10 protein-coding genes are annotated in these 19,378 nt (G+C 57.7%); 5 read left to right on the plus strand and 5 right to left on the minus strand.

Annotated elements, in window-relative coordinates:
* The first annotated feature begins 160 nt into the window (after positions 1–160).
* From AAFG16_RS41715 to AAFG16_RS41725, 3 genes are all read left to right on the plus strand, one after another.
* Positions 161–2,836 carry a PAS domain S-box protein gene (locus AAFG16_RS41715; protein ID WP_342734677.1) on the plus strand — a complete coding sequence of 892 codons (2,676 nt, stop codon included), beginning with the start codon at positions 161–163 and terminating at the stop codon, positions 2,834–2,836.
* Positions 2,833–3,516, plus strand: coding sequence for a response regulator transcription factor (locus tag AAFG16_RS41720; protein ID WP_342734679.1), 684 nt, complete (start codon positions 2,833–2,835; stop codon positions 3,514–3,516). The genes AAFG16_RS41715 and AAFG16_RS41720 overlap by 4 nt, the downstream gene beginning before the upstream one ends.
* A gap of 85 nt (positions 3,517–3,601) precedes the next feature.
* On the plus strand, positions 3,602–3,979 hold the full coding sequence (locus tag AAFG16_RS41725; protein ID WP_027565169.1) for a response regulator: 378 nt from the start codon (positions 3,602–3,604) through the stop codon (positions 3,977–3,979).
* A gap of 911 nt (positions 3,980–4,890) precedes the next feature.
* Here AAFG16_RS41725 and AAFG16_RS41730 read toward each other — a convergent pair.
* From AAFG16_RS41730 to glmS, 3 genes are all read right to left on the minus strand, one after another.
* The gene (locus AAFG16_RS41730; protein WP_194389727.1) at positions 4,891–5,229 is read right to left on the minus strand and encodes a hypothetical protein; all 339 of its coding nucleotides are present in this window, start codon (positions 5,227–5,229) and stop codon (positions 4,891–4,893) included.
* 375 nt (positions 5,230–5,604) lie between these two features.
* Positions 5,605–7,569, minus strand: coding sequence for a beta-L-arabinofuranosidase domain-containing protein (locus AAFG16_RS41735; protein WP_194389728.1), 1,965 nt, complete (start codon positions 7,567–7,569; stop codon positions 5,605–5,607).
* 1,107 nt (positions 7,570–8,676) lie between these two features.
* Complete coding sequence (glmS, locus tag AAFG16_RS41740; protein WP_194394375.1) at positions 8,677–10,503, minus strand: glutamine--fructose-6-phosphate transaminase (isomerizing); 1,827 nt, start codon at positions 10,501–10,503, stop codon at positions 8,677–8,679.
* A 990-nt stretch (positions 10,504–11,493) separates the two neighbouring features.
* Here glmS and gmd point away from each other — a divergent pair.
* Both gmd and AAFG16_RS41750 read left to right on the plus strand, forming a co-directional pair.
* Complete coding sequence (gene gmd / locus AAFG16_RS41745) at positions 11,494–12,579, plus strand: GDP-mannose 4,6-dehydratase (RefSeq protein WP_092218680.1); 1,086 nt, start codon at positions 11,494–11,496, stop codon at positions 12,577–12,579.
* Positions 12,560–13,537 carry a GDP-L-fucose synthase gene (locus tag AAFG16_RS41750; protein ID WP_092218682.1) on the plus strand — a complete coding sequence of 326 codons (978 nt, stop codon included), beginning with the start codon at positions 12,560–12,562 and terminating at the stop codon, positions 13,535–13,537. Before gmd ends, AAFG16_RS41750 begins: the two co-directional genes overlap by 20 nt.
* A gap of 288 nt (positions 13,538–13,825) precedes the next feature.
* On the opposite strand, the gene AAFG16_RS41755 is transcribed toward AAFG16_RS41750, so the two are convergent.
* On the minus strand, positions 13,826–14,965 hold the full coding sequence (locus AAFG16_RS41755; protein WP_342734686.1) for an MFS transporter: 1,140 nt from the start codon (positions 14,963–14,965) through the stop codon (positions 13,826–13,828).
* A gap of 403 nt (positions 14,966–15,368) precedes the next feature.
* Positions 15,369–18,479, minus strand: coding sequence for an efflux RND transporter permease subunit (locus AAFG16_RS41760; protein ID WP_342734688.1), 3,111 nt, complete (start codon positions 18,477–18,479; stop codon positions 15,369–15,371).
* Positions 18,480–19,378 lie beyond the last annotated feature (899 nt).

Consider the following 19,378-nt stretch of genomic DNA (forward strand, 5'->3'; position numbering starts at 1 on the left):
CGTACGTCTGTAATGCAATTTTTCTCTGCGCGTGCTCAGTTCACCACCAAGCAATCGAGCGGAACCGCTCACCAGCGGGTGCGGGTGCTGAGTATTGCCCTATTTTTGCCTAAAATGTTATAGCTCCCCCGCCGGAGAAAAGAGGCCGGACGGTATCAGAATGCGTAGCCCGATCAGCAGTTTAGAACGTTCAGCCCCTCAGCTTACGTTCGGCAGCATAGCGCTGGCCGTGGTAACTCTGGCTTGCTTGTACCTTCACGCCCATTTCGCCGCGACGGCGTTCGCCTATTTGTTAGTGGTATTGCTGTTTTCGTTGATGGGAAGCTTCATTGCGTCGTCCGCGCTTTGCATCATAGCCATCGCTGCTCTCGCTTACTACTTTGCGCCGCCGGCGTTCAGCCTGCGTATCGATGACCCCCAAGATCTGCCGGTGGTTGTTGCATTCTTTATCGCCTCGATTGTGGGAGCGCACCTGATCGGAAAGCTCCGCCAGGAAAGAGAGGCTGCGCGTGTCGTTGCGGCCAAGCTTCAGCGGAGTGCGGCCGATTTGGAGGATCGCGAAAAGCGGTGGCGCGCCATCTTCGAGCACAATCCCGCCATGTACTTCATGGTCGATGAAGCCGGCACTATCCTCAACGTCAATTCACTCGGCGCGACACAACTCGGCTATGCTCGTGCTGAACTGATCGCTCGATCAGTGCTGGACGTATTTCTCGAGGAGGATCGCGCTTTCGTTCGCGAATGCGTTCGGACGTGCCTTGAGGATGTCGGACAAACGCGCACTTGGGACGTCCGGAAAGTCAGGAAGGACGGCTCGGTGTTGTGGGTACGTGAAAACGCCAAAGCCATGCTTTGGGGCGATGAGCAGCCCATTGTCCTTATCGCCTGCGAAGATATCACGGAGCGAAGGCGGACCGAACTTGCCCTGCAGCGGAGCGAAGCACATTTAGCCCAGGCGCAGGAATTGAGTCACACAGGCAGCTTCAGCTGGAACCCCACTACGGGCGAGGCCTTCTGGTCAAAGGAAACATTTCGCATTTTCCAATTAGATCCTGACACAGTGCCGCCGGGGCCGCAGCTCGTCGTTGAGCGCACTCATCCAGATGATAGGGCTTCAGTTAAAGAACTTATCGATCGCGCGATGCGAGACCCGAGCGATTTCGAGCACGAATACCGGCTCCTGCTACCGGACGGCTCGGTAAAGCACATCCATGCGCAGGCGCGAGCGACGAGAACAGCCTCTGGTGACATCGAGTTTGTTGGGGCAGCTACGGATATCACGGCGGCGAGGCGAGCAGAACAGCAGCTGCGCCGCAGCGAGGCCTATCTGGCCGAGGCTCAGCATCTCAGTCACACGGGCAGCTGGTCCTGGGACGTCTACCGTCTGGATTTCATATATCGGTCCGCCGAGGTCGATCGTCTGTTCGGCTTTAGCCCACAAGAGCCGGTATCGATCGAGACCATTCGATCGCGCATCCATCCGGACGACTTGCCGCGGCTACAGGAGGTGCAGCGCCAGGCGATTGAACACAAGGAGCGGCGGTTCGAATATGATTTTCGTATCCTTCTACCGGATGGCGGGATAAGACGCATACACTCCGTTGCGCACGTGGTGGTCGGCAGCGATGGCAACGTCAGCGAGCTGATCGGAACACATATGGATGTGACCGAGCAACACGCAGCTAGGGAACGCCTGGAAAACACACTTGTCGCGCTGCGCGAAAGTGAACAGCGCTTTCGCGACTACGCCGAAACAGCTTCCGACTGGCTCTGGGAGACCGGGCCGGATCATCAGGTCACTCACTTATCCGAGCACACCAGTGCTGCGGGAATTTTGGCGACAGGATTGATCGGCCTGCTTCGCTGGGACATTGCGTGCGACCTCGAAGAGGAACCCGAGAAGTGGCGGCAGCATCGGGCGACATTGGAGGCCCATCTTCCGTTTCGGGATCTCGTCTACCGCACCGTGAATCGGGCAGGTTCTCCGATCTACGTCCGCACGAGCGGCAAGCCTTTTTTCGATGGAAAGGGCAATTTTCTCGGCTACCGTGGCGTCAGCACTGACATCACCGCCACCATTCGCGCCGATCAAGCCGAACAAGAACTACGAAGGGCACAGTCGGAGCTTGCGCATGTGACGCGTGTAACGACATTAGGAGAGCTGACAACCTCCATCGCCCACGAAATAAACCAGCCACTCGCCGCTATTATCAGCAACGCCGATGCGTGCCTCGGTTGGATGGGCCGGGAAGCGCCTAATCTTTCCGCCGCCCGCTCTTCGGTGGAGTGGATCATCGAAGACGCAATCCGGGCAAGCGAGGTGATCCGTCGTATTCGCGCGCTCGCAAAGAAGGGCGAGATTGAGATGGCGCCGCTCGATATCAATGAGGTCGTTAAGGACGTCATTGCGCTGGTAACACGAGAGCTGGTGAGCCACCGAGTGACGTTACGAACCGAGTTGACGGCAGGGCTGCCTAGGATCCTCGGCGATCGGATTCAGCTACAACAGGTGATCATCAATCTCGTGATGAACGGAATCGAAGCCATGGATGCAGTTACAGAGAGGACACGCGAACTGCTGGTTCAATCATCGAAGGACGATGTGGGGCACGTCCACCTTGCCGTGACCGATTGTGGCGTCGGCATCGCCGAGAACGACGCGGACCGCGTCTTGGATCCCTTCTTCACCACCAAATCGACTGGCCTTGGAATGGGTCTTTCAATCTGCCGGTCGATCGTGGAAGCTCATGGAGGACGACTGTCGATGGTCCACAAAAATGGACCGGGTGCGACGTTCCAGTTCGCCTTACCGCTGCATAAGGAGGCCGTCTCGTGACTGCACGATTTGGCGCGCCAGATGAAGGCAGCAATGCCGAGGCCTCGACAAAGGCGGTTGTCTTCGTCGTCGAGGATGACATCTCCATGCGTCGCTCGCTTACGAACCTTTTTCAATCGGTAGGGTTAGGCGTCATTGCATTCGGATCGGCGCGCGAAATGCTGCAGAGCCCAATCCCGGACATTATTAGCTGCCTAGTTCTTGATGTCCGGCTGCCAGGCTTGAGCGGCCTTGACTTCCAGACCGAGCTCGCGAGGTTGAACATACATATTCCGATCATTTTCATTACCGGCCATGGCGACATTCCAATGACTGTCAGGGCCATGAAGGAAGGAGCGGTCGATTTTCTCAGCAAACCGTTTCGCGATCAGGAACTGCTTGATGCCGTGGTTGCGGCGACCGAACGCGATCGCAAAAGGCGGGAGGCTCAGCAGACGGTCGCGAACCTGCAGTCTTTATTTGAGACCTTAAGCCCGCGCGAGCAGGCGGTGATGAAACTGGTCGCTGCCGGCCTGATGAACAAGCAGGTCGCCGCCGAGCTTGGGCTCGCCGAGATTACGGTCAAGATCTACCGGGGACACGCAATGAAAAAGATGCGTGCACGCTCGCTGGCCGACTTGATCAGAATGACTGAGACGCTGGGAGTTCGCACTAATCGTCCTGAACAAACGCAAGTATGATTTTACAAGTTCATCAGTCGAGCCCACTTTTCGCGCAAGGTGGCTAATGCTTGCAGCCGCTATTCCCGCTTCAGGAGGGCTCGTCTTGTCCACGCCTTTGATTTCCGTCGTTGACGACGACGCCTCAGTCCGTGCGGCGACAGAGAATCTTTTGAAATCGCGTGGCTACATCGCCCAAATATTTGCGTCGGCCGAGGAACTCCTGAGGTCCCCGCAATTGGGCGAGACATCCTGTGTCATTACCGATATGCAGATGTCGCCTATGAGCGGCCTGGAGCTGATGGCAGAGATGCGGACACGGGGTTACGACGCACCATTCATTTTCATTACCGCTTTCCCCAACGACCGCGTGCGCGCGTCAGCGCTGGGTGCCGGAGCGATTGGCTTCCTCGCCAAACCCTTTGCCGGACAAACGTTAATCGAGTGCCTCGACACCGCGCTGAACGGCCGAGGCGGCATCTGATGCAATCAACATGCGGCTTGAATTGCTGTGCGATCTAAACGCTCCACGCGTCGATCTCGCCACCGATCAACCTCTTCGGAGTCAAACACGCTAGTTGCTCTAAAAAGCGAACGAGAGGACGAATTGTTGTCCTGTCCACGCTTTACCAACTATCGCCGGGCGGCTAGTTTGGCGCAGAACAATCTTATCGCCGCGAGGACCGGAAGGGCACGTGAGCTCGGCTCATTCTGTAGGTCAACGTTCAACTTAACGCTCACGCAGTCGGCGACTTAAGCACTTCTTAACGCGTCTGGATCGAGGCTATATACTTCACCGCAGAGTGGAGCTGGCGCAAGAGCGCTCGGTAAAGCAAGAGATTGGCTGTTCGCAGCCCGACTGCAGTGACGATGATAACGGTGCTTCGCCAGGACAACCGCCTCGCGTGTTGTGTTGAGCCTTTTCTGGTGAAAGAGCTCTGCACGATGCGCGCTCACGGCTTCGTTATGTCCGTTGACGTATGCCGGCCGTCTTGCCCATAAACGCCGCTTCGCTGTGCATTTCCTTGCCGACCGACTCACGGCAGGCGCGACGCGCTTACTACTTCGTAGGCCGTCCTCTGTAGGGGGCTTCTGCCTCCAAGCCGCCCAAGGTGCTCGGCGCAACACGCCAGGCCCCTGGGGGGCCGGGCGCACTTTGGCGGCACCCCATGCAGGTCCTCGCCGCAGCGAGCATTGCCGTATTGCCTTGCGCAGTCAGCCCCCTACTTCCAACGCTCAAACAACTCAGCAACCGCCGGGCCAAGGAGCACTCTGGGGGCAGTCTTCTGAGCCAACTCAGAGGAACTCTCAGCCGAAAAGGCGATAAGCACAGAGGAGCCCGGAGCAGGCTAGATTAGTCTACTCCATCGGGCCCAATCTCCGGTGATCCCATGGTCACATAAAATCATCCTCATAATCGTATGCTGAGCGGCTCGCTGGGATCTCGGTATCACTACCTTCACTGTCGTCAGCTTTGGAACGATACCGCGCAGGAGCGCCTTTTCGCTGCCATTTGCCGTCGCTTTTCCTTACCCACTTGTCTGACTTCTCCGGGTCGAGAACCATGTTGTCGGCGTCAACCTCGATGAATCCCATCTTTGCCGCACTGGCTCTTGCTTCCGGATTAGCCGGACGCGAATTGAGCAGCGGCTGTTCGCCGTCCATTCGAAGCTGGTGCTCGAGCAGGATATCGCCAGCGTTCTCGACAAGCGGATGAACGACTCGAAAATCCACAGTAGAGGTAGTCCCGTGGTGGCATCTAGTTTTGGCTTCTTGGGCTGATAGGGAGCCTGGCTTAGCAAAACTTGACGTGGCCGCCCTCACGTTGGCTTGTCGTAGGACTTCTTTCTGAACGACACGGGGACACACGCTCGTGCCGTTGGCATTCGCCAGGTTTTGATGAGAGGTCGCGAACAGCTCCGAGGAAGCTCCTTTATTAGGAATTTGGTTGATCGCCGTCTCATATCCGGGTTTTCTTTTCGACGTTCCAGTGGAACTCGCGGACCGCCTTCAACGGATTGGCCCATTTCCAGAATTTGAGCAACGATATCGCCTGCCCAGAAACGTAGCCTAACGTCGGCTCGTAGAAGCGCGACCGGGCGTTCGGCGTCAACGCTCATTTACCCAAATCCGCATTTCGCCTTCGCCGCGGTTAGCCCAGCTGAACAACGGAATGAATGTCAGCTGCTGCGGTTCTAGCTGTCCAGGCACTTTGTCGTAGTGATAAAGCGCCGCTTCTTCATAATGCGTGTGTTGCAACCGCGTCCCGTCGGCCTGCAGCAAGATCTTGCCACTAAAGAGACCAGTTCCTTCGATAAGTGAGAACCGACTGTCTGCATTAAGCCAAAGGTTGTGTAACTCGGTCCCGTTGTCGGCCTCCTCCAGACAATAAATTAAGGGCCCACGCTGGATGGCCACCTTGCCGGCCAAATTGCGAAGTTGTGGATGGCCGTATACGCGACGCACTTGCATTGGCAGCGATAGTTTGACGCGATCTCCCTGCCGCCACGTTCGGCGAATGTGCAAATAGCCCTTGCGCGGCTCGCAATTCACGGGCTCGCCGTTCACGCTCGCCTGCGGCGCGCTGCACCATTCCGGCAGGCGCAGGGCGAGCGTGTGGGCAATTGGCGGCGCAGATTCGACGGCGATTTCCACCTGGTCTCTCCAGGGATAGCTGCCGCTTATGAGCAACCGCAGCGCATGTCCGTCGACGGATATTGCCACCCTAGTACCAACGTAGAGATTTACATAGAGCGCGTCGGTGCTGGGCGTGTAGATGTAGTGACCAATCGATGTGAAAAGGCGCGCGATGTTCGGTGGGCAGCACGCGCAGCCAAACCATCGTCGTCGAACCGGCGAGACGTGATTGTAGATGCCATTAGACCTCAGCGTTTTGGGATGCACTTCGAGCGGGTTAACATAGAAATAGTGACGCCCGTCGAACGCGATGCTGCCGAGAACGGTATTGTAGAGCGCGCGCTCCATCACGTCGGCATAGCGGCCGTCCAGTTCCATCTCCAACATGCGGCGCGCGAACATCATCAGGCCAATCGACGCGCAACTTTCCGCGTACGCCGTATCATTTGGCAAATCGTAATCGCTGCTGAACGCTTCGCCGGCGCCTTGCGAGCCGATGGCGCCGGTAATATAGATCTGGCGCTGAACCATGTTTTGCCATAGCCGCAGGCAAGTTTGGCGCTGCTGCTCGTTCTGGCGCAGACGCGCGAGATGAGCTACTGCCGTCATGAGGTATACAAAACGAACCGCATGACCGGTTGCGGTCCGCTGCTCCGAAAGCGGCAAGTGCGCTTGGCTATACGCTTTGTTTTTTACCATCCAAGGCGCGGCATCGGATTTGGCCACGCAGGATTGCTGGCGCTTCTCGTACTCAATGTCGTAGAAGTGTGGCTCCGTGCCGCGTTGCTCTACGAAATAATTAGCCAGCGTGAGATATCGCTGCTCTTTTGTCGCTTCGTAGAGGCGTACCAACGCAAGTTCGATTTCCGGATGGCCATCATAGCCGTGCAACTGATCGCACTCTGGGCCGAAAACTGTGCAGAGGTGGTCAGCAAGCCTGCAAACGACCTCCAGCAACCGCCGTTTGCCAGTCCCCTGAAAGAATGCGACACCCGCTTCAATCAAGTGGCCAGCACAATAAAGCTCATGGCACTCCGTTAAGTTGGTCCAGCGCTCCTGAGGCGCGTTCAGTATGAAATAAGTGTTGAGGTAACCGTCGCCGCTTTGGGCAGCCGCAATCAATTCAACCAGCTCGTCGACGGCTTTCTCCAGCTCTGGATTTGGTGCCTGGCATAGCGACCATGCAGCCGCCTCAAGCCATTTTGCGACGTCACTGTCCTGAAAAACCGTGCCATGAAACTCGCCGCTCGCACGCCCGGCAGCAAGGCGGAAGTTCTCTACCGCGTGACTCGGTATCACCTCGGGATTGCGATCGTTTAGCACCTCCCATTGGTAGGGAATTGCCACTTCCCTGACCAGCTGCTGGCATTGCCCAATCAGTGGATCCGAGACCTGTAGGTTGTGAAGATCGACTTCGCCCACATTTCGTTCATTCATCGCGTTCCTCCTTGAAGTGTGGCGAGCGGAGACCTAGCTCGGCAAGCCATCTCACCACGATTGCGTTGTTGAGCTTGTCGCCCGGAGATTTTCGGCTACACACTCGTACTCTCGGGGCGAGGCTTCAAAACGATCAAATGGAGAGCTGCCCTAAGGCGCCGCCCTCCCAGACATGCGTTGAGAGCAGTCCGTCGAGGAGCGGGACAGCAAATCCCGTGCCCGGAATAAGGAGCGGTTCTTCTGGTCAACCAGATCTGCGGCTCCCCGTAGGAGCCCAATGCGATTGCTGCCCACCAACCGGATTTGCCAGTCGTGCTAAATCCCGCGTCGCTGCAAGGCTGGTTGATCCTGCTATATGAGCGGGTCGGCCGTCGCTGGATAGAATAGTAGTACTCTCCTGCCGCTAAAGCCGGGAGCACCGCGTCTTTCCGGTGCGACGCCCCCTGCACTTGATTATAGGCCCTCGACCTAGCGCGAGAATGTTCGGTTTCTAACAATCCATTTGATGACACGTAGCAGCTGGGAGGGCCGCAGTGACGCGTATGGTCCAACAGGATTGCGTGAGCCGCTGCTAGGCGCCGAAGCGACAAACTGGACTGCTAATCCTAAGCAATCGTCGCAGGGAGTCGAAGTGCATGCTCGACGTGCCCGACATGTGGGCGGATGTGGGCAATCGGGAAAAGTAGGTTGTTGCGCGTATGCGCCGCCAGTGAACAATCCGCGACGGAGCGGCTCGAAGCTGTCGTGTGCACCGACTTGCTCGTCGGCTTCGGCAAGGTGGGAGGATGAGTTAGAGAGTCACTTTTGTGCACCGAGCTTCAGGCTGATTTGGCCCTGCAAAGCAGATAGCAGGCTGGATAACCGAGAGCCGACTTGGATCTCCCAATTGTGCGTAATTCCCACTTGTTATCGACCGTTCCGCTCGAACGACAGCATGGTAACGTCCACGCCATTGGCGTTGGCCGGTTAACGATGATGACGGAAGCAGGACTGACTCTGCTCATCGAGCTGGATCGGTCTACGATTTAGCTGTTGATAATGGGATCGTTCTCCTTGAGCTCGCCCACTCCATTAGTGGCCTCGCCGCTCAAATATGACACTGCCGCCTCATTCCACAGTCACCGATTTTGCTAGATTACGCGGCTGGTCCACGTCCGCGCCCCTTACGAGCGCGGTATGGTAAGCCAAGAGCTGAACCGGAATGGCATAGACCATTGGCGTAAAGCCTGCGACCATCTCCGGCAGCACAATGGTCATGAGTGTGTCCACCGTTGCTTCCAAAGCACCCTTCGAATCGGTCATCAGGATGATCTTGCCGCCCCGAGCCGCAACTTCTTGCATATTCGAGACGGTCTTCTCGAAGACCTCGTCATAAGGCGCGATCACCACCACAGGCACTGCCTCATCTATCAGCGCGATCGGTCCGTGCTTGAGCTCGCCGGCGGCATAACCTTCTGAGTGGATATAGGCAATTTCCTTCAGCTTGAGTGCGCCCTCCAGTGCCAGGGGGGCCGATGTGCCACGACCTAGATAGAGCACGTCCCTTGTGTCGGCGATATAACGCGCGAGCTTCTCGATCTGCGGCTCAATCAACAATGCCGTAGCAATCAACCGCGGCACTTCGATAAGCGCACGCACAAGCTTCGTTTCCTCGATCTCAGACAGTTTATCGCGCTCTTTGCCTGCTGCGACGGCAAGCGCGGCCAATACCATCAGCTGGCAGATGAATGCCTTGGTGGAGGCGACGCCGATTTCTGGCCCCGCCAGCGTCGGCAGAACGGATTCGCTCTCCCGCGCAATCGTCGACGTCGGGACATTGACCACAGATATCGTGTGCACGCCCTGGTCCTTGGCGTATCGCAACGCAGCTAACGTGTCAGCGGTTTCGCCCGACTGCGAGATGACGATCGCGAGATCGCCCCGGCGCAATGGCGCCTCCCTGTAGCGGAACTCGGACGCTACATCGATCTCGACAGGCAAGCGCGCCAGCCGCTCGAACCAGTATTTGGCGATGTGCCCGGCATAGCTTGCAGTGCCGCACGCCGTAATTGAGATGCGCTGAATGGATTTAAAGTCGAATGGCAATGTGAGCGGCAGGGCGACGCGCTCGGCCGCCGTGTCGAGATAATGCGCCAATGTCTTGCCGGCCACTGTCGGCTGTTCGTGAATTTCCTTGGCCATAAAGTGGCGATAATTCGCTTTGTCCACAAGGAGGGACGATACGCCAGACTTTGATGTTTCCCGCTCGACGACAGATCCGTCTACGCTATAGATCACGTACGTCGTGCGCGTAAGCACGGCCCAGTCGCCGTCTTCAAGATAGGTGATGGTGTCGGTCAAAGGCGCGAGCGCGATCGCATCCGATCCTAGATACATTTCGCCGTTACCATGCCCGATCGCAAGGGGCGACCCCCTACGCGCGCAGATCAAAAGATCGTCGTGGGCCTTGAACAGGAACGCCAGCGCGAAGGCACCACGCAGCCGGGGCAGCGACGCTTGTACCGCATCCTGCGGCGAGTAACTCTTCTTGAGATAAGATTCGACGAGATGCGCCACCACCTCTGTGTCTGTCTCTGAATTGAAATGGGCTCCATTCCGCTCCAGTTCGGCTCGCAACTCGCGGAAATTCTCAATGATCCCGTTATGAACGACCGCGACATTTTCCGTCGCATGCGGGTGAGCATTGCTCTCGGTCGGCTTTCCATGGGTCGCCCAGCGGGTATGACCGATTCCCGTGTGACCCGACGGCGGATAATAGCGCAGCCGCTCCTCAAGGTTTCTCAGCTTACCTTCAGCGCGGCGGCGCTCGATATTGAGACCTTCGAGAGTCGCGAGGCCTGCGGAGTCGTAGCCCCGATATTCCAATCTCTTGAGCGAGGCCAGCAACTGCCCAACGACCGGACCACGCCCCAAAATACCAACAATTCCACACATATCGATCAATGCAGCCCAAGTTTAAGGAGTCAGGAACCCGGTCATGAAATTCGCTTACCCGATGGTAACAGGTGTCGAGTTCGGTTTTCGCGACCGCCTGTACCGCCGCCGCATTCACAAGCGTGAGTTAGATCTCTTTCAGCCATCATCGCTTCGCGCGGCTACATTCCACTTGTAACTGGCGATCGAGTACAAACGGCGCAGCAGCTCTAGCTTGAATTGTTCCGCGTTACTGGATACGTTTATCCAGCGCGGGTTTAGGAGACTTATCATACTTGAACCGAGGCAACTTACGCTCGGCCAGGTTAAAGTATTGGCGCCGAAGCTCCATTGTACGAAAGTAAGCTCTCGATATCGAAACGTTCGTCGATCTATACCAACGTTTGCTACTCTTTCTCACTTTGTCGCGCCTCGCCCCTCACTGCCTGCCGCGAGCTGGACATTAGCAACGGCACAGATCATGGTTGATGAGTCGACCCAAGATTGCGTGTTCTGTTCGGAAGTTAAAAGCGCTTTGTAGACTGCGGTTCTATGAGCAAGTTTTGGCTGTGTTCTGACTTGCGTGCCGCCATTCCGACAGATGCATTGACGAATGCGACGTCGCTCTCCCACGCCATGACGAGACCGCACGAAATGCACACTTGCTCCTGAGGACAGATAAGGAGCACAGACCGCCGCTTCTATCTCATTACAAATGTCGCCCAGGGGCAAACGCGCCGCGAGCACGCGTAAGGGCGTTTTGCCATCCATCTCGCCTGCTTAGGAACATCGCGTCGCTAGGGTTACTGGGCTTCATTTTTGAAGCTCAATGTGTTGGCATCCTTCAGTCCAGATATAAATGAATGTATATAGTGTGCATTCCTACATGATGTGTATGACTGAGCTAACGATCGCTTTCTTTTAATTGCGGGTGGAGCGCGTGTGCGCATCTAGATTTTTCGAGAAACGGCTTCGCAATGGTGTTTCTTTGCGGCGCTACTAAGGGAAACTATGGCGGCTCAGGAGTCAAAACGGCGCGTTGCGCTGATTACGGGCGTCACCGGGCAGGACGGCGCCTATCTCGCCGAATATCTGCTGTCGCTTGGCTATATCGTGCACGGCATCAAGCGCCGCTCGTCCTCGTTCAACACCGCGCGTGTCGATCACCTCTACCAGGACCCGCATGTCGGCAACGGGCCGTTCCTGATGCACTATGGCGACATGACGGATTCGACCAATCTGATCCGGCTGATGCAGCAGATCCGCCCCACCGAGATCTACAATCTCGCCGCGCAGAGCCACGTCGCCGTCAGCTTCGAGAGCCCGGAATATACCGCCAATGCCGACGCCATCGGCGTGCTGCGCCTCCTGGAGGCGATCCGCATCCTCGGCATGGAGAAGCAGACGCGGTTCTACCAGGCCTCGACCTCCGAGCTCTACGGCCTCGTGCAGGAGATCCCGCAGAAGGAGACCACGCCGTTCTATCCGCGCTCCCCTTATGGCGTCGCCAAGCTCTACGGCTACTGGATCACGGTGAACTACCGCGAAGCCTATGGCATGTTCGCCAGCAACGGCATCCTGTTCAACCACGAGAGCCCGATCCGCGGCGAGACGTTCGTCACCCGCAAGATCACCCGCGCCGTCGCCCGTATCGAAGTCGGCCTCGAGGACACGCTCTATCTCGGCAATCTCGAAGCCAAGCGCGACTGGGGCCATGCCAGGGATTACGTCGAAGGCATGCACATGATCCTCCAGGCCGACAAGCCTGGCGATTTCGTGCTCGCCACCGGCGAGACGCGCTCGGTGCGCGAGATGGTCCAGCTGGCCTTCGCGCAGGTCGGCCGCCGCGTCGCATGGCGCGGGCAGGGTGTCGACGAGACCGGCGTCGACGAGACGACCGGCAAGACCGTGGTGAGAATCGATCCTACCTATTTCCGCCCGACCGAGGTCGATCTCCTGGTTGGCGACGCCAGCAAGGCGCGCCAGGTGCTCGGCTGGAAGCCGAAGCGGACGCTTGCAGAACTCGTCGAGGAGATGGTGGCGAGCGATCTGGCGGACGCGAAACGGGACGTCGGCCGTGGCAAGCACAGCGTTTGAGCTGAAAGATAAAAGCGTCTACGTCGCCGGCCATCGCGGCATGGTCGGAGCCGCGCTGGTGCGCCGGCTCGAACGGGAGGACGTCAAGCTCGTCACGGTGGATCGCCGCGAGGTCGACCTCTGCAATCAGGCCGCCGTGTTCGACTGGTTCGCGCGCGTGCGGCCGCAGGTGATCTTTCTTGCCGCCGCAAAGGTCGGTGGCATCGTCGCCAACAACACGCTGCGCGCCGAATTCATCTACGACAACATTGCGATCGCGGCCAACGTGATCCATGCCGCGCACCAGAACGGTGCCGAGAAGCTGATGTTTCTGGGCTCGTCCTGCATCTACCCGAAGCTGGCGCCGCAGCCGCTAGGCGAGGATTCCGTGCTGACAGGCCCGCTGGAGCCGACCAACGAGCCTTATGCGATCGCCAAGATCGCGGGCATCAAGATGGTGGAGGCCTATCGCAGCCAGTATGGCAGGGACTTCATAAGCGTGATGCCGACCAATCTCTACGGTCCCGGCGACAATTATCATCCCGAGTACAGCCACGTGGTTGCCGCCCTGGTCCGCCGCTTCCACGAGGCAAAGCTCGCGGGCTCGAAGAGCGTTGTGGTCTGGGGCACCGGCACGCCGCGCCGCGAATTTCTCTACGTTGACGATCTCGCCGACGCTTGCATCCATCTGATGAAGACCTATTCCTCGCCGGAATTGGTCAATATCGGTACCGGCGAGGACATCAGCATCGCCGAGTTAGCACTCATGGTTGCGGCCGCCATCGGTTTTCGCGGTGAGATCAGATTCGACACGTCGCGCCCTGACGGCACACCGCGCAAGCTGCTCGACGTCGGGCGGCTGTCCAGGCTCGGCTGGCGCGCCACGACCTCGCTTGAGGACGGCATTCAGCTGGCGTACCGGGCGTATCGCGCCGACGGCGATGAACGGTACCAAAGTGATCTGCCTGTTCCGGGATAACGGGCCCAATCCTAGGCATCAATCCGCGGTGAATGTCCAGCCGAGCGCACTTGCCGCTCACGTCCTCCAACTTTGCTTCGCAGTTGACAAGCGTTCATTGTCACCGGGCTCGGTCGGACGCCAAGAACCCAAGTGACGCGATGTATCATAGCTACGACGCAGCATGGCCATGATCGAGACCTGCTACCATGAAGTCGAGAGCTCATCGTCTCAAAGCCGCTAAGTGCCGACCGCTGGACGGTCATTAGTCGGAAGCTTACTGGTGTCCCTTTCCTCTCGGCCAAGGCCTTAGCGATGGTCTGTCATCATCCTCGCTGACAGCGTAACGATGGACATGAGCGCGCCCAATATCCCAAACGCCACGCGCAAGCCAAACATGTGTGCGACGAGCCCAATGCCGGCGGGTCCAACGAGTATACCCGCGTAGCCGGCTGTCGTGACAACCGCGATCGCAACGGCTGGCGGCATTATTTTCTGTTTGCCGGCGCGTCGACAAAGTACAGGTACAACATTAGAAATGCCCAATCCAATGAGCAGGAACCCCGCCATAGCAATTAACGCAACGGGCGCGGCCACCACAGCCAAGAATCCTGTTACGATCGGCAGAGTCCCAAGTATCAATATGGCACGGTCACCGATTCGCGCCACCACGGCATCTCCACCGAGACGCCCTGCGGCCATTGCGATTGAGAAGAGCATACAACCAATGCCCCCATGCGCTTCCGCGAGAAGATCTCGTTCAACGAGAAGCAAAGCGCTCCAATCGAGCATTGAAACTTCGACAAGGAAAGTGATAGCCGCGAGCACAGCTATTAGCAACACACTGCGATTGGGCAAAACAAACGATGGCCCCTGCTGCCCCGCCCCCCCCGCGAGCAACCCCGGCCAGGCCGATACAATCGCGATCGTCATCAGCGCCGAACAGACCAACGTCGAAAAAAGCGGGCCAAGCTGCAGCGACAGGAGCGAGGTCACGGCGGCAGAGCCGGTGAATTCCCCAATGCTGTACTGGGCGTGGAAGCCAGACATCAATGGACGGCCCGTGACGCGCTCCAATTCAATCGCGTGAATGTTCATGGCTACATCGATCGAGCCCAGTGAAACGCCGAAAGCAAACAGCGTAGCACCGAGCCTGACAGGTGTGTTGGCAATTCCAAGGCACGGCAATAAGATCGCGAGTCCAAGTCCACCCCCAAGGATAATGGGCTTGCTGCCGTACCGCGCATTCAATACGCCGGTCAAAAGCATCGCGATAACGGATCCCGTTCCGAGACAGAGCAACAGAAAACCAAGCATGCGGTCACCGACCGCGAGCCGCTCCTTGGCGAGGGGCACCAAAGGCGCCCAGGCCGCGAGGCCGAATCCGGCCACAAAAAATGCGAGCCGGATCCCAAGCAGGCCGGCAGACCAATTAGCAGGCAGGATCACGGGCGCTCCTGAGAGAACGGGGTCGCGAGCGCGACGCCCCTCATCCTGCGTGCGTCGCCTGCAGGCGGCGCTATCGACAATGATGGCCTCAAGCTGGCATTCTTTATCCCTGCAAATGCAATGCCGTCACAAAATTAGTAGACCACCTCACTAGTCAAGCGGACGGTGATCGTCGAGCCCGTGGATAGGGTGTGTCGGTTGTTCCTTCCCGGTTAAGCTGGCCATAAGAGGGTGACAGTTTTTGCTGATCTGCGACAACCGGAGGCTCAACGCTCACTGTGGCTTTGTCGCAAAGCCTACAAACCTCGCAAAGCCAACGGGGCGTGAAGATCTCGATTTGTAAGGTAACGTGAAGCGATCGCGGGCCCCTTCGCGTACCACACTGAGCGAACCTGGATTGATTTTATCGTCTTTGCTTGGCCATCTGGGCATCAGCAGCGCCGGTGAGGTCGAGATCGGCAGCGATCTTCGCGCGGCCGGAGCTCGCATCGGCACGATGATCGGACGCGATCGCGACATAGACCGCCGGCAGCACGAAGAGCGTGAACAGCGTGCCCACAGACATGCCCGCGACGAGCACGAGCCCGATCGAGAAGCGACTCGCGGCGCCAGCTCCCGTTGCGGTCATCAGGGGTATGAAGCCCGTGACCATCGCCACAGTGGTCATCAAGATCGGACGCAGTCGGACGCGCGCCGCCATCTCTATAGCCGAGCGACGGTTAAGTCTCTCTTTGAGCTGCAGCTCATTGGCGAACTCAACCATCAGGATGCCGTGCTTGGAAATTAACCCGACCAGTGTCAACAGTCCGATCTGGGTGTAGATGTTCATCGTCGCCCAGCCAAAGAATGGCGGGATCAAGGCGCCGACGATTGCCATCGGCACGCTGATCAGGATGATGAGGGGATCGCGCAGACTTTCGAACTGCGCCGCAAGCACCAAGAATATGATTATGAGTGCAAATGCAAAGGCAATGGCCAGTTGGTTACCCTCGTGCACATATTGGCGCGCGTCGGCAAGGAAGTCGTGACTGAATCCTGCGGGCAGTTTCTTCGCCTCCGCTTCCAGGAAGTCCACAGCCTGACCGATCGTGACGCCGGGCATCGGCACAGCCTGAAAGGTCGCGCAGTTGAGCTGATTGTAGTGGGTGAGCGCGTTCGGATCGGTTGCAGTCTCGATGGAGACTACGGTCGAAAGCGGAAGCATCGAGCCCCCCGCAGTCTTCACATAATAGCTCCCGATTGCTTGCGGCGCCAGGCGTTCTTCGCGGGGCACCTGCGGGATCACCTCGTAAGAGCGGCCCTGCAAATTGAAGCGGTTGACGTAGTTTCCGCCGAGTAAGGTGGCGAGCGCGTTTCCGATGGTCTGCATGGTGATGCCAAGCTCGTTGGCCTTGGATCGATCAACCTTGATTCGCACCACCGGCCGGTTGAACTCGAGGTCGGAGTCGCTCACCATGAATAGACCGCTCTTCTGCGCGGCTTCCTTCAGCTTCGACATCTGCTCGTAGACGGATTGGAAGTCAAACGTCGAATTGATCACCATCTGCACTGGTAGGCCATCCGAACCGCCTGGAAGTGGCGGCAAACTAAAGGCAAACGCGTTGATGCCTTCAATTTTGGACAGCTCGGCCTGGAGGAGCGACTTAAGCAAGATCGATGAGCGCTTGCGCTCGTCCCATGCCTTGAGCAACATGCCGGCCATGCCACTCTGCTGGCCGCCAACACCATTGAGTACAAAGCTCAAATCGGTCTCTGGAAATTTTTGGAGCGCGTGTTCGAGCTTGGTGCCGTAATAATCGAGGTAGTCGATATTGGCGTATCTCGGCGCCTTGGTTAAAGCGAATACGATACCTTGATCCTCCTCGGGTGCGAGTTCCTTGGAAGTATTCACATAAAGAAAGCCGACGAGGCCCAGCATGGTCAGCGCAAACAGGCCGGTAATCGGACGATAGTCGAGCGAGCGGTCGAGCTTTCGGCCGTACCATCGTGTCATGGTGCTGAACCCGCGGTTCACAAATGTTGCAAACCGCCCCCCCTCTGCGCGCCTCAGGAAGACCGAGCACATCATCGGCGATAGGGTCAAAGCAATCACGCCCGACACGATCACCGCTCCTGCCAGCGTAAACGCAAACTCGCGGAACAGCGCGCCAGTGAGGCCGCCGAGAAACCCGATTGGAGCATATACCGCAGCCAAGGTAATCGTCATGGAGACAACGGGGCCGACGATCTCGTGCGCGCCCCTTATAGCAGCCTCTAGAGGCGGCGCACCTTCTTCCAAATGGCGATGAATGTTCTCCACCACAACGATCGCGTCATCGACCACGAGACCGATTGCGAGAACCATCGCAAGGAACGTCAGGAGATTGAATGAAAACCCCAGCGCCAGCATCATGCTGCAGACACCAACAAGCGAGAGCGGAATAGTGACCACAGGAATGATGACCGACCGCAGCGACGCCAGGAAAAGGAAGATTACCGCCACCACGATCACGACGGCTTGGATGAGCGTCTTCTCCACCTCATCGAGCGACGATTGAATGAATTTGGTGGAGTCGTAGGCCACGTTCATCTTCAGTGACGGCGGCAGGTTACGCTCCATTTCTGGAAACAGCGCCCGAACGCCTCTCGCTATGTTTAGCGGATTGCCTTGCGGGCTTGCTCGGACGCCGATAAAGACCGCGTGCTCGCCGTTCATAGCGACGCTAGTGTCAGTGGTCTGCGCGGCAAGCTCGACTATCGCAATGTCCGCTATGCGTACAAAGCCACCGTCATTGGATTTGACGATCATGCGCTTGAAGTCATCGACACTCCGCAGATCCGTGTTTGCCGTAACATCGGAGATAGTGAAATAGCCCTTGGTCTGGCCGGCCGCGGCCTGGAAGTTGTTAGCGGCGAGTGCAGCCGACACTTCGGCCGGCGACACGCCGTGCCCTGCCATTTTCGCGGTATCGAGCCATAGCCGCATCGCAAAGCTCTGGCCGCCCAGGATGTCTGCCGCTGCGACGCCGTCGACCGTTGACATAGCGGGCTGCACAACGCGCGAGAGGTAGTCGGAGATCGCGCTGGCCGCCAGTTCCTCGCTGGAGAAGGCGATATACATGACAGCGGTGGCCTGACCGGTCGACTTAGTGACGACCGGATCGTTCGATTCCTTCGGAATTAAGTATTTAACTGAGTTTACCTTGGAGAGCACCTCGGTGAGCGCTTCATTGGGATCAAAATTGAGCTTGATGTAGACTTGGATCGTGGAGGTACCGAGCACCGATGAGGAAATAACGTAGTCGACGCCCTCGGCGGAAGCGACTGCCTGCTCCAGGGGAGTGGTGATGAACCCCTGGATCGTATCGGCCGAGGCCCCAGGATAGGAAGTAGTGATATTGACGACCGTATTAGATAGCTTGGGATATTGCCGGATCGGCAGTACCGTGGCCGCGCGAACGCCGATCAGTAAGATCAGGCAACTAACAACGACAGACAATACCGGACGTTTGATGAAAATCTCGGTAAATGCCATCTCGACTCGCATTTCAAGAGGGGTATGCAAATTCGCCGGCAACGTACACCAGCGATGATCATCAATGCGGCGACTGTACTAGAGACCCGAGCACAAGCGACACGTTATTGGCTACTCTAAGAGCTCACGCGCTGGCGAGCGCGGACGCCCTGTCCTCCGCTTCCAATTTCGTCGCTCAATAAAGTGCTATTCCGCTGATCTGGTGGCTGATCGGGATCTCGATAGTGGCACCTTCCTGCCCTTTTTGCGTGCAACAAGATGTTCGTCTCAACACCTGATTGGAACGCGCCGACTTCTGGCAGGGCATCAGTTCAAACTTCGCACTGAACCGCAGATCGAATGATCTAGGTTCGACATCGAAAGTACAAACGATCTAACCGGCGCTCAACTCTACAAAGGTAAGTGGGTGATATAGCATCGGCTGCAAAGCACTAAACCAAGGTTTGTCGAATTGGCCGCTGATGGCCGCCAACAGACTTACAGGGTTGCCGGACACAACGTTCACGGCCCCACACATTCCGTGCGCACGCACTGTCGCTTGGCTGACGCGCCGAACAAATTCGTATCGGCGCTCGCCCTCTGCTACCAGCTCGATCCGCCTCTCGTAACAGTGGCTTGAGTGTTTCTTGCTCGATACACTGCGCACGGTTTGGCCACTCATTACGCTACCGGGTTGGCAACGCCAGTATTACGTTGTCGATCAGCCGCGTTGAGCCAACATAGGCGACCGCACAAAGCGCCGCGGAGCGCAGCAGTGGCCTCGGTTTCGATCTGTTGCACCTGTGTGACGCGGTCGTCGAACGCTCCGACTTCCGGGCACGTGGCAGCCAGGGTTTTTCGCGGAACGCTTGGCCATTTGGTGAAACTGCAGCGCGCCGCAATCTTCGTCACGCCACCTT

The organism is Bradyrhizobium sp. B117, assembly GCF_038969555.1.
GTDB lineage: Bacteria > Pseudomonadota > Alphaproteobacteria > Rhizobiales > Xanthobacteraceae > Bradyrhizobium.